This is a genomic window from Mesotoga sp. Brook.08.105.5.1, assembly GCF_002752635.1.
GTDB lineage: Bacteria > Thermotogota > Thermotogae > Petrotogales > Kosmotogaceae > Mesotoga.
The window spans coordinates 1-12,673 of the sequence record NZ_AYTW01000061.1 but is presented as its reverse complement, the minus strand read 5'-3'; the positions used below and the strand labels follow the sequence as shown (position 1 = coordinate 12,673).

Genomic DNA, 12,673 nt, shown 5'->3' with positions numbered 1-12,673 from the left:
ATTCGGGAAGAGGGTTGTCCTTGTAGAATAAACGGGTCAGACTCCATTTTTCACTGCTGCGAACACTACAAGGAGATCGTTGAGAAATCGAAAGCAGAAACAGGCTAGGAGGCAACGGCTTGGAATTCAAAAAATCTGCGAAAAAGGTGACTCCCTTTATTGTAGCTAAGTGGGACTTGAATGTTGCCTTTTGGAGCGGAGAACGCTGGAAAGAATCTGAAGAGTCTTGAGCACAGAAGAAATCACGCTATGACTTGCAGTCCCTGGAAGCTATTGTCGCCATCGTGACCGGGGCGACTACGATCCCCTTGGAGCCTATAGTCAACATCTCGAGCGCGCTATGTATAGTCTCTCAGAAAAGTCCCTGTAGTTATCCTGGATCCTCAAGTAGCCGTAATGCGTGTGAGGCTGGAGAATTGAGAGAAGAGAAGCGCTGAAATTAATAGAAGGAGATTGCGAGAGGATTGTTCTTGTGGAGACGCCTCGAAGGCGAGACGCGATAAATATCGGGTGGGGCTTTTTTTGCTACTGCTCTACTAGAATAACGATGGGAAACGCCCTGCCAGTTAGTTCACACGAGACGTTTTCCTTTCTTGTGCTCTAGATTACTTCTTAGGTTTATTATGAAGGCAATGCTCCCGATCTCTCCAAGCATCCTACCAGGCAGGCGGAATCACCAGCGCCTTGAAGAAAACAAGGACGCACTTTGACTCTTCCCATTTTTGCCCGGTCTTTGCCTACAATGTAACAAGTGTTATATTAATGTCGAGACTGTTTCTTGCTGCGTAATAGCTGTAATTAGCGAGAATGATGGTTTCATCTTTGAAAGCCCCCCGCAAAAGCAGGATCTCTTCTCACTACTTCTGAGTGTTTCCGAGAAAAAGGGCTGGACTAAGCAATGGACTTCTCTATAATCCTCTTTCTGTTAACTCGACGCTCCCAACAGCAGAGTAATAACTGCAATTACCGAACTTATGACGGAAGCAATTACATAACCTCTCCAAGTATTGCAGGCTATTCGGTTAGAATATGCAAATGAATATGCTTCCTCATAGGCGGCGATTGCTTCAAGATCATTTGTAAGACTGTTGATATAAGCAACCCTTTTTGCAGGAAGAGATGTCGAACCAGTATTCGTAACCAGTGCAGACAGAGATCCAAAAATCACAGCCCCAAAGAAGCCGGTATTATCTGCATCTCTTAATCCGTGATAGTGTCCCAAAGACATTGCATCATACATAGTAAAACCCGCTACCATACTTCCAGCTAGAAGAGTTACCAAAAGCATTACCGAAAGAACTTTTCTCATTTTGAACCTCCTTTTGCCCTAAAGCTTCCCAACTGTTCTGTGTCATGCTTTGGAGGGTTACGTGATGAGGCAGGATCTTGAGGATGAGACGATCGGAAACAGAGGCATCTCAATTAATGTGAAAATAGACGCTTGCATCAAATCTGCAGTAATCGTCATAACCATCCCAATTAGTATCTACCCATCCATAATCAGTATTGTCAACCACGACACGATAAGTTTCTCCAGGCGACATTGCACTAGAATAGAACGTGTAATTGCCTGAATAGACCGTGAAGTGGTCGACAACACTAACTGAATTGAAATTGACGAAGTTATTGAACTGAATTTGAGTCATTATCCATACTTCAAAACCATAGCTGGGTGCTGTAGAGCAATTGACAGTGATCTTTACATTATCGCAGTTGTAACTTGGGTAAAGCGAATAAGAATAAGTGTAGTAATGCTCCGAAAGTATATAATGCTGCCAATGATCCTTCAGAACCCATTGCCCTTGGTTCACAGGAGTAGTTACTATGCATCCTGATAGTAGGATACTCATAACGATCAGTAGCCCAAGAAGTCCCTTAATCCCTTTACGCAAGACTAACACCCCCTAATTTCGTTGAAATCCCGAATCTTCCGTAAGCAATTGTTATATGTATTTCAAATTAAATCATAGCACCGTTACTTCAAATTCCTATTGTCGTCAATATAGTGTCGTTGGATAAAGACTTTATGGAGGTGGGTTTCTAGAATAGATTAGGTACCTGTTTTTGCCATTTTGAATTCAGTGTAACAAAGGCTATCATATTGTTGATAACAAAAAGGGAGTGACGCAAATGAAAAAAGAGACTTCTTGATTTTGTTTTTCTTGGCAACAGTAGTAATAGTATTATCTCTTTCCTCTTGTGTTGGTCAGATGTATCCAAATATGTTAGGCAAGTGGGAGGTCTTTATGTATCAAGAGGAATAGGTGGGAGTGTTGCTGGACTTCTATATAACCACTCAATCCGGCGGGAGTTTCGCTGGGGAAGTTGTTGTAAATAACGGTATCTTTGGATCGTTGTCTGGAATAGTCCAACCAGATGGGAATGTTCTGATTACAGTTGCAGTAGAAAACAGTCCTGACCATAGTATGTCCTTCTATGGAGCGCTTTCGAATAATAACAGGATGGGTGGGAATCTTACCATTTTTGAACGATAAATAGGGTCAGACTCCATTTTTCACTGCTGCGAACACTACAAATAACATAAATAGGGTCAGAATTAGAAAATGGGACTAGATTTTCCAAGTTTTCTCGAATCGAAGCTATAGACAATGCTCTTTCTCGACCACACTTATTGAAAACATTGAAAAAACAGGATTTTGAATCAGGTTCAGATGACAGGATGACGCGGGTTCAGGACTGCAGCTCAGTTTCATTCAACCCGTATCATTTTCACCGATGGTTGTTTGCTAAGGCTCTGAATTTGCTTGCAGAAATAGATATGTCATTTCTAGTTTGACAGCGCGGGCCTGCAGACTTTTGAGCCATCACTTACGTAATTCCAAAATCCCCTCATGCAAGTGAAGGTCAAATAAGGCAAAAAACACGAATAATTGTCAATAGTTATTCCTTATCACGGGAGCCCAAAGAAGACGTTGTTTCTTAAGCTTTGGTAATTGAGTTTGTAACTGCTATCATTTGAAGGACGGTTTGAAGACTTCTCCTAGTTGTTACTCCGACTCTCAACAATAATAATTGCATTTACGAATGCATGTGTGTTTTGAAGAGTATTTAAACCGGTTAAAATCAATGGTTAAGTGTTTTGCTATTAGTGAAACTGGGGGTTACTCTCTAAAAGAATCCCAAACCATATCAAGAGCCAATCCTGTTAATCGAGAAATTTAAACCGGTTTAAAACATCTCTGAAAGGAGCATTCCTTGAAAGAGAAAGAAAAGAGAGTGATAAAAACTAGACTGGAAGATTTAGCAAGGGAAGCAAATGTTTCAAAAGCAACAGTCTCTTTGGCGCTTAGCGGCAATCCGAAGGTTGCCGCCAAGACTGTAGAACTCATTACCAAACTGGCTGCAGAACACAACTACACTCCGAATTCATTCGCCAGAAGACTCTCAAAAAGAACAAGTGAAACGGTGTCCCTGTTTATGATGGGGAAAGCTACAGAATACTCTGGATGGTTGATTCCTTCCAGCTGGCTATTCTACAATCCGATATTCAAGGGAGTGAGCCTTACTCTTTCTGACAAGAACTATCAGTTCTCTTTTGAGTTCATTGATCTTGATGGCAAGAAGAGGGAGAACAACATTATTAGCCACGCTCAGAGTAGCAGCGCAGACGGACTCTTGATTTTGATAATTGATGAATCAGACTACTCATTTCTCGAAAGCCTCGACGCTTTCTTGCCAATAATCACTATCAACAAGAAGCTGAGTGATACACTTAGTTCTTTTGAAATAGACAACTTCAAGGGCGCATTTGATGTTGTGAATTATCTGGCCTCACTTGGTCACAGAAAAATTGCCCACATTTGCGGGCCCTTTCCTTCATATAATGCGGTAGATAGATTCAATGGTTATGTTGCTTCACTGAGAGAAAACGGGGTTACCTTCCGAGAAGATTACGTTGTCGAGGGTGACTGGAATATTGAATCAGGTAGGGAAGGAATGAAAACTCTTCTAAACCTTCCTGAACCACCAACAGCTGTTTTTTGTGGGAATGATCACATGACAATTGGCGCTATGGAGGTAGTTGAAGAAGCGGGGCTTACTATTCCGAGAGACATCTCTTTGATTGGATATGACGACACAGAAATGTCAAGGGTAGTGAGGCCAAAGCTATCCTCAGTAAGTCAGCCTCTAGAAAAGCTTGGTCGTATGGCCGCGAATGAAATACTAAGGAGAATCACTGCAAAGAGCGTTTCCGACTCGAAAAAGCACGTTGTTCTACCGCCTTTACTAGTGAAAAGAGATTCCTGTTGCGAGCCATCCAGATAGCGAGAATTACTGAAAGGAGGCGATAATCTGCAGACTTGATCGAGTTGCTAACACCAAAAATCCAAGGAGGGGAAAATTGTGAAGAAAGTATTGATTGTATTGTTGATTCTAAGCGTGATTTTCACAGGTACGATGATGGGTGCGGACAAACTTGACAAGATTCTACAAGACGGGAAAATTGTTGTTGGGATAGCACTTGGTGGACCCCCAATAGGCTTCAGGAATGAGAAAAATGAGCCTATGGGCTATGATGTCGATGTTGCCACTCTCATTGCAGAAGCTTTGGGTGTGAAACTAGAAATAGTTGAAGTAACAGGTGCCACAAGAATACCTATGCTGATGTCTGACAAAATTGACCTTGTAATTGCCAACATGACTGCAAATCTCGAGAGGGCAAAGTCAGTAGATTTCTCCATGCCTTATCTTAGAACCGGCATAAAAATCCTTGTTAGAACCGGTAGCGATATCGAGAGCATAGAGGATTTCAATGGGAGAAAGGTCGCAATTGGCAGAGGAACGACAGGTGAAGCGCTTGTAAAAAAGATGGCCCCGGACACTGAATTTGTCTACATTGAAGAGTTTACTAACGCGATTCTTCTGCTAAGGCAGAACAAAGTTGAGGCAGCAATCGAAGATGGAACATTAGTTGACTACATGGCCGGTCAGTATGATGAATTCACCGCATTGCCTAAACTGTACACTTCTGATCCTATAGGTATTGGTGTACAGAAAGGCAATCCCGATCTGTTAAGGTGGGTAGACATGTTTGTCTCGCAGTTGATTAGCACCGGTCAGCAAGCAGAGCTATACAAAAAGTGGTGGGGTGTTCTCCCAACCGCAGAACTTACGTATATCTGGTAAGTCTTCAGTGAGTTCTCTACGACTCGACTCCCACATTGATTTGTGGGAGTTGAGCCCCTTAGTTAATGTAAGAGAGTTAATTTGATTAGGATTGGAGGGCTACTGTTGACCTTACATTTCAGAGTTATTTTCAATAATCTTGACTTTTTGCTAGAAGGACTCAAGATGACATTTTTTATTTCTGTCTTCTCTCTAATCATCGGTTTCTTTATTGGCCTTGTAGTAGCTTTCATGAGAATCTCGAAGAAGAAACTCTTTTCAAGCATAGCGATAGCATATGTCGAATTCTTCAGAAATACACCGTTTCTTGTTCAGTTGTTCTTTTTCTACTTTGGACTACCTGAGCTGGGAATTACGACGGAACCGGTGACAACTGCTATTATTGCTTTGGGAATCAACAACGCGGCTTATAACAGTGAAATTATCAGAGCAGGTATCATCTCGATAAACAAAGGTCTGATCGAAGGAGCTGAGTCATTGGGATTCACGAAGTTTCAGATTGTACGTCTGATAATCATTCCTAATGCATTGAGAGTGACATTCAAACCGCTTGGAAGCAATTTCATAAACTTGATCCTTACAACTTCGGTTGCTGTGTCAATTACGGCTAACGAACTGATGAGTAATGCAATGACTCTGTCTTCAAATACCTTTAGACCATTTGAAATATACTTGACGATACTGGTTCTATATTGCGTGTTGACGTTCTCTCTCTCCGGACTCATTCATCTTGTAGACAGAAAATTCATTAGCAAGGGAATCTCATAGGGCACAAATCGGAGGGATGAATTGTGGAACAGTATATATTTCCAAAACTAACTAGTTATGACGCTTTGCTTCTCTTGAAGGGGATGGGAATGACAATTACGGTCACCCTTCTGGCAATCGCAATAGGTCTTGTTGTCGGGTTTTTCATTGGATTGCTGAGAAGCCTAAAGATCCCCGTCCTGAGCAAGCTGCTGTTAGTGTACATAGAACCGATTAGGAATTCGCCTCTGGTTGCCCAACTCTTTTTTGCTTACTATGGCATTGCGATGGTGACCGATTTCAGCCCGTCGGCTTTTCAGGCCGCTGTCTGGACTCTTGGAATAAATACGAGTGCATTTGCCGCGGTGATTGTTTATGCATCCATCAGGTCTGTTGAAAAAGGGCAGTGGGAAGCGGCCTACTCTCTGGGGATGAATTACTGGAAAACATTCAGACTTGTAATTGTTCCTCAAGCTATTAGAGTATTCATCCCTTCCTTTGTGGGCCTTTGCGTCAACCAGTTACAGGTTTCCTCTCTTGTCTCTCTTATTGGTTTTGTTGATCTTACAAGAGTCGGATATATGCTTACTCTTCGAACGTACAGACCATTTGTCATATGGTCAATTGTCGCAGTTTTGTATTTTGCTTTGTCTTTTCCAATATCGAAATTCGCCAGGTACGCCGAATCCAGAGTTAAGTCCTACGGAAAGATAGGTTGAGGAGGCATCTCATGATTCAAGTTCGCGGTGTCAGCAAATCGTTTGGTAGCACAATTGTATTGGACGAACTAAGCATTGATTTTGATAAGGGAGTCACCGTTATAATGGGTCAAAGCGGTGCAGGTAAGAGTACTCTTTTACGTTGCATAAATGGTCTTGAGAAGATAGATGGTGGTGAAATCGTTGTTGATGGACTATCCATAAACGAGAAGAAGAATATTAGGGAAATAAGAGAGAAGTGTTCAATGGTTTTTCAGCAGTTCAACTTGTTCCCACATCTTAATGCCCTCGAAAATGTTACGCTCAGTCCCATCCATGTTCTGGGACTTAGTAAGAAAAAAGCACAAGAGAAAGCGATGAAGTTTCTTGAAATGGTAGGACTTAGCGAGAAGATAAAAAGCTACCCTTCGCAACTTTCAGGTGGTCAACAGCAAAGGGTCGCAATTGCGAGGGCTTTGATTATGGAACCAAGCGCTCTTCTTCTTGATGAAATAACTTCTGCCTTGGACCCGGAGATGACATCTGAAGTATTGGAGGTTATTGAGCGAATCGCGCGAGAGGGAACGACCATGCTTGTGGTGACTCATGAAGTGTCTTTTGCAAGAAGAGTCGCTGACAGGATGGTATTTCTTGAGAACGGGAAGGTGTTGGCTGATCAGAAGACTGAGGATTTTTTCGGTTCGAACAATGAAAGAATAATGAGATTTCTCCAAAAAATCGAGTTCAAATGAAGATTGGGTTTTCTTGAACAGGAGGTCACTGTAGAAAATGAAAGTGCTTGTTGTGCATGGAGGATGTGACGAGGGTTTTTTACCTGATGAGGAAAAGAGAGCCCGTCTTTCCGGGCTAAGAGATGCCTTTGAGGAAGGTTTGTCGATTCTCAAGGAAAGGGATTCCGCTCTTGATGCTGTTGAGCACGTGATAAGGAACTTGGAGGACAATCCTCACTTTGATGCAGGAGTTATTGGTTCTTTTAACAACATGATTGGAGAAATTGAAATGGATGCTGCAATCATGGATAGCAATGAGTCCGCAGGTGGAGTGATAAGAATCAGAAATATTGCTCATCCTATTAGTGTAGCAAGAAGAGTTATGGAGGAAATGCCGCATCTTCTGTTGTGTGGTAAAGGCGCAGAGATATTTGCACGTATTTCGGGTTTCCGTGAAATTGGTCCTGAAGAACAGCACGGAAATGTTGATGAAAGAGAAATCACTAAGCTTCCAGAAGAATTCAGGAATTTCATTCAAAAATATACAGAGAAGCTTAAGGAACATAAGCTGTTTTCAACTGTGGGAGCGGTTGCTCTAGATTCAAAAGGATACATCGTTGCAGGCACTTCTACTGGAGGAATTGCAAAGGCATTTCCTGGAAGAGTGGGTGATTCTGCGATTATTGGTGCAGGGACTTTTGCGACCTTCTATGGAGGTTCTTCTGCAACAGGAATTGGTGAAGGGATTATCAGAGTAGGCGTAACCAGAAAAGTTGTAGAAATGGTGGAAAATGGTACACCCATTCAAGAAGCCTGTTCAAAAGTTGTAGATATATGTTCAAGACGGGGATTCCCATGTGGAGTAATTGCTCTCGACAGAGATGGGAACGCAGGAATATCTCATAACGGTCATTTTATGCCAACACTTAGTATCAAAATCGATTGATTAACAGAAACCGAATGGGGGTAGATTAGTGAAGAAAATAAGAATAGTGGAAATAGAGTTACCAGAGGATAAGACCATCGACAATTATGTTGAAATCAATGCGCTTCAGTATCAGGATAGGCTAAATCTTGTGAGAAATGCCATGGAAGAGAGAAAGCTAGATTTTTTAGTGATTTATGGTGACAGAGAGCATTTTGCAAATCTTCACTATGTAACTGGCTACGACCCGCGTTTCGAAGAATCTATTCTAGTAATCCCCAAAAGAGGAACCCCTTATCTGCTTGTTGGGAACGAAGGCCTTGGATATAAAGACGTTGCTAAACTTCCCGTTGAAATAGTGCTCTTCCAAACATTTGGTTTAATGGGACAGCCAAGAGACAAAAGCGATTCACTGGAATCTGTTCTGAAAGATACTGGAATTGAAAAGGGTTCGAAGGTAGGCCTTGTTGGTACAAAATACTTTAGAGAGAAGGAATTTTGCTCTCCACAATATAGTATTGATGTTCCAAGTTTCATAACCGATGTAGTTAGATCTTTAGCAGGCTACGAGAATGTTGTTAACCAGACGGATATATTTATGCACCCGGAAAGGGGTTTAAGAACATTCCTGAATGCAGAAGATATAGCCGCATTCGAGAGTGCATCCTGTATCGTCTACTCAGGGGTCCGTAGACTTTTGCTTGGTCTGAGAGAAGGGATCTCAGAATACGAGGCCGCCGCACTTCTTGCTTATGCAGGGTTCCCGCCATTATCATGCCATATAACAGTTGGCTTCGGGAAGAACGCTCTTCTAGGTTTGAGTTCACCCTCACCCTTTAGAAAACTAGAGTTGGGTGAATATATAAACTTCGGATTCGGAGTTTGGGGAGCAAATATCGCAAGAGCCGGTCTCGCTACGGAAGATGAGAAGCACTTTCCATCTTCTGCATCGAACATTCTCCAAGAACTTTACTTTCCATATTTTGAGATGATGACAAGATGGTATGAATCTCTGGAGATTGGAACAGATGGAAGGTCAGTCTATAATGCCGTAAAGGAGTTTGTGGAAAATCCTGACAATGGAGTAAGTCTAAACCCTGGTCATCTAATACACAATGATGAGTGGTTAAATTCCCCATTCTATGAGGGATCTCAGGATGTTTTGCACTCAGGGATGGCAATTCAATGTGACATCATTTCAGCACCAAAATCACCTCTTTTTGGAGTGCATGTAGAAGATGGTCTTGTGTTGGCAGACGAGCAACTAAGAAACGAGTTAAGAAAGAAATTTCCGAATACTAGCGCTCGTTTTGACTCAAGAAGAGACTTCATGAAGCAAAAACTTGGGATTGAGATATCAGACGAAGTGCTTCCAATGAGCGATATCCAAGCGTGTCTAGCTCCCTTCATGATGTCTCCTGGAAAAGTGCTCGCCTGGATCTAGATCGTATTAAGAACCGAGTAATACTCCAGTTCAGGAAGCATTTCTTAGAGTGTTTTATAAGCCGCTCCGTCATCCAAAGACTATTCCGGGATTTCGGTTTCTATCTTTTTCGAGGATGGGTCCACGGTCTGGCTTCTACTATGTCAACAGATATAAAAGAGGCAGACTGAAAGGATCAAGCAGTAGACCGGCAGGTAGCTACTAAATGGAAAATGGGGACTGAATGGAAAAAAAAAATGGGACAGACTCGATTTTCCAAGTTTTCTCGAATCGAAGCTGTAGACAATGTTCTTTCTCGACGATTGTTCTCACGTCTCGCGCGCGCGTATCGGAGGACGGTGGACCGTTGACGGACAACGTTGTTTTCATGTGAACCATGTTGGTATATTCTCTTTGACTGAGGGTGTCTTCGTGGGCGTAGCAGGAAAAAGGCTCCGTTTTTTCTTTTTGTGTATAAGTAGCCCCTCACAGTTTTTTGCCTTCGATTTCTCGTTTAGTGTGAAAAATGGAGTCTGACCCTGTTCTATTAGCGTAACAATATTTCCTACACAAAGGGCTTTTGTAAGTGATTGTCCTGTTTTCCAATCGTTTTTCCTAGAGTGCAGTAAGTGCGGGGAGGTTGTCGGCGGTAATTATTTTTCTTGACTTGTGCTACAATATAACAGTAATTCTTGGATTATAATCATTTTTTCGGAGGAAGCTATGGCTGAAAACGATCAGGAAAGATCAACCGAAAGACTCGCGGGATATGCGACGCTTATCGAGCGATATGACTTAGATGTTATTCCAAATTGGCACAAGTCCATGGTGACCACGAGTGGAATCCGCCGGATCGACTCGAGCGAAGGCATAGTCGAGGAAGTATATCCTTCAAAGTACTGGCCGGGGGATACACTTGGTGATCATCTTGAATTTGCGCTCAAATATGACGGGACGAATCTCGCCATACTCGACAGCATATTTCAGGAAGTTGCAGAGAGAGATTTGCTCGAATATCTCCGCTCCAGACCGACCGGCAAATACGCCAGGCGGCTGTGGTATCTTTACGAGTTTCTTACCGGGAAAATGCTTCCTCTAGATGACTTGAAGCAGGGTAACTACATTTATCTTCTTGAGCCGGATGAATATTACACGGTCAGCCCGGCCCGCCAGATTCGTCGACAGCGAATCAAAGACAATCTACTGGGTGACCCACGCTTTTGCCCAACGGTTCGACGAACTGAAACCCTTCGAAACTTTGAAACAGCCGATCTTGCCGGGAGATGCCGCAGGGTAGCGGCTGGCTATTCCCCGGAGTTGCTGAGGAGAGCGCTAGGCTATCTCTACACCAGGGAGACAAAATCCTCTTTTGAGATCGAAAGTATTAAGCCCACATCGACAAGAACCGAGCGATTTGTAGCGTTACTTCAGCTGGCCGAGCAGGAAGACTTCTGCGAAAAACCGCGCTTGATCGAGCTTCAGAATCGCATTGTCGATCAACGGTTTCGCGATTACGATTACCGGACGAGCCAGAACTACGTCGGAGAAACAATCTCCTGGCAAAAGGAAAAAATACATTTCATATGTCCAAAGCCTGAAGATTTGGCTGGCCTGATGGAGGGCCTGATAGCCGCCCATAAGCGAATGGACTCGGGCGATGTGTCCCCCGTAATTCACGCCGCCGTTATCGGTTATGGGTTCGTTTTCTTGCACCCGTTCGAAGACGGCAACGGTCGAATCCACCGTTTCCTGATCCACAACATTCTTGCCCGGCGAGGCTTTACGCCCAAAGGCCTCATGTTTCCCATATCGGCATCCATGCTGAAGAACCCTGCCGACTATGACGCCTCTCTGGAAGCATTCTCACGGCATATTATGGCCCTGGCGGAATACTCGCTCGATGAAGAGGGCCGCATGACCGTGCACAACGATACAGCCAGGTGGTACCGGTATATAGATTTGACGCCCCAGGCGGAGGCACTCTTCAAGTTCATCGATCAGACCATCGAGGTGGAACTCACGCAAGAACTGGCGTTTCTGGCCAACTACGATAAAACAAAGAAAGCCATCCAGGAGATCGTGGATATGCCCGACCGGTTGATAGACCTCTTCATCCGCTTTTGTCTGCAAAACAATGGCAGGCTTTCAGCACAGAAACGAAAGAGCCACTTCGACTTTCTGTCAGACGAGGAAATGGCCCATATGGAACAGGCTGTTCTTGCAGCCTACGGCGACATGACCTCGAATGCTGATTGATGGCGGTCCCGCAAAACTCCTAGCGATCGTCAACACTCATGCCGGTCCGGCGACCTTCGTCACAAAGTATGGACTCGTCACTAAAAAGAGCAGTTCTTCGTTCCGACGCTTCGCGTCCAGGTTCTTCGTTCTTGGTCAAGCACATCTCGTCTGAACCTGATTCAGAATCTCGATCTAAGATCAGTTACAAGTGGAGAACCGTCCTTCGTGAAGAACGGTTCTTCGTTCCGACGCTTCGCGTCCAGGTTCTTGGTTCTTGGTCAAGCACATCTCGTCTGAACCTGATTCAGAATCTCGATCTAAGATAAGATCAGTTACAAGTGGAGAACCGTCCTTCGTGAAGAACGGTTCTTCGTTCCGACGCTTCGCGTCCAGGTTCTTCGTTCTTGGTCTAGGATTCCGTCATTCTCGTGTATTGTCACAAGAGAGAAAGCAGAGAGTATAGAATGGGGGTAGAGGGAGTAGCCAGTCGTCATTCCAAAATGATTCAGAATCCTGCTCCTAAAAATCGCTGTACGCTTAGGAGCAAGGACCCGCTGATCTCTGTGGAGAACCGTCCTTCGTGACTCGTCCCGGATCATGGACCCGTCCTTCGTGAAGAACGGTTCTTCGTTCCGACGCTTCGCGTCCAGGTTCTTCGTTCTTCGTCTAGGATTCCGTCATTCTCGTGTATTGTCACAAGAGAGAAAGCAGAGAGTATAGAATCCTGCATTCCCGAAAATTATAACGAGGGAGATTCCACACC

Annotated in this window: 11 protein-coding genes; 9 read left to right on the top strand and 2 right to left on the bottom strand. The window is 43.7% G+C overall.

The genetic code is table 11. The features are described 5' to 3' along the window. Positions 1–925 precede the first annotated feature (925 nt). Positions 926–1,309: a hypothetical protein gene (locus V512_RS13945; RefSeq protein WP_099831052.1), complete on the bottom strand. Its 384-nt coding sequence runs from the start codon at positions 1,307–1,309 to the stop codon at positions 926–928. A gap of 109 nt (positions 1,310–1,418) precedes the next feature. Further along, a complete protein-coding gene (locus V512_RS13940) occupies positions 1,419–1,901 on the bottom strand; it encodes a hypothetical protein (RefSeq protein ID WP_243392460.1) in 483 nt (160 codons plus the stop codon). 363 nt (positions 1,902–2,264) lie between these two features. Between V512_RS13940 and V512_RS13935 the strand changes: the two genes are divergently transcribed. The 9 genes from V512_RS13935 to V512_RS13895 all read left to right on the top strand — a co-directional run bounded on the left by V512_RS13935 (position 2,265) and on the right by V512_RS13895 (position 11,928). Continuing rightward, positions 2,265–2,495, top strand: a complete 231-nt coding sequence (locus V512_RS13935) for a hypothetical protein (protein WP_099831050.1) — start codon at positions 2,265–2,267, stop codon at positions 2,493–2,495. Positions 2,496–3,216: 721 nt separating this feature from the next. Next, positions 3,217–4,287 carry a LacI family DNA-binding transcriptional regulator gene (locus V512_RS13930; RefSeq protein WP_099831049.1) on the top strand — a complete coding sequence of 357 codons (1,071 nt, stop codon included), beginning with the start codon at positions 3,217–3,219 and terminating at the stop codon, positions 4,285–4,287. Positions 4,288–4,365: 78 nt separating this feature from the next. Then, entirely contained in the window at positions 4,366–5,148 is a 783-nt protein-coding gene (locus V512_RS13925; RefSeq protein ID WP_099831048.1) for a transporter substrate-binding domain-containing protein, read from the top strand. A gap of 105 nt (positions 5,149–5,253) precedes the next feature. Next, positions 5,254–5,916, top strand: a complete 663-nt coding sequence (locus V512_RS13920) for an amino acid ABC transporter permease (protein ID WP_099831047.1) — start codon at positions 5,254–5,256, stop codon at positions 5,914–5,916. A gap of 23 nt (positions 5,917–5,939) precedes the next feature. Next, positions 5,940–6,614: an amino acid ABC transporter permease gene (locus V512_RS13915; protein ID WP_099831046.1), complete on the top strand. Its 675-nt coding sequence runs from the start codon at positions 5,940–5,942 to the stop codon at positions 6,612–6,614. 11 nt (positions 6,615–6,625) lie between these two features. Continuing rightward, on the top strand, positions 6,626–7,345 hold the full coding sequence (locus V512_RS13910) for an amino acid ABC transporter ATP-binding protein (protein WP_099831045.1): 720 nt from the start codon (positions 6,626–6,628) through the stop codon (positions 7,343–7,345). Between the two features lie 37 nt (positions 7,346–7,382). Further along, positions 7,383–8,270 (top strand): isoaspartyl peptidase/L-asparaginase, encoded by an 888-nt coding sequence (locus tag V512_RS13905; RefSeq protein ID WP_099831044.1) that lies wholly within the window; start codon positions 7,383–7,385, stop codon positions 8,268–8,270. Positions 8,271–8,298: 28 nt separating this feature from the next. Beyond that, complete coding sequence (locus tag V512_RS13900) at positions 8,299–9,693, top strand: aminopeptidase P family N-terminal domain-containing protein (RefSeq protein ID WP_099831043.1); 1,395 nt, start codon at positions 8,299–8,301, stop codon at positions 9,691–9,693. A gap of 702 nt (positions 9,694–10,395) precedes the next feature. Further along, positions 10,396–11,928, top strand: a complete 1,533-nt coding sequence (locus V512_RS13895) for a Fic family protein (RefSeq protein ID WP_165775408.1) — start codon at positions 10,396–10,398, stop codon at positions 11,926–11,928. Positions 11,929–12,673 lie beyond the last annotated feature (745 nt).

What these genes read in the sequence shown, in the direction of transcription:
- V512_RS13945 (WP_099831052.1), bottom strand. Translation starts at nt 1,309, where the DNA reads ATGAGAAAAGTTCTTTCGGTAATGCTTTTGGTAACTCTTCTAGCTGGA.
- V512_RS13910 (WP_099831045.1), top strand. Translation starts at nt 6,626, where the DNA reads ATGATTCAAGTTCGCGGTGTCAGCAAATCGTTTGGTAGCACAATTGTA.
- V512_RS13905 (WP_099831044.1), top strand. Translation starts at nt 7,383, where the DNA reads ATGAAAGTGCTTGTTGTGCATGGAGGATGTGACGAGGGTTTTTTACCT.
- V512_RS13895 (WP_165775408.1), top strand. Translation starts at nt 10,396, where the DNA reads ATGGCTGAAAACGATCAGGAAAGATCAACCGAAAGACTCGCGGGATAT.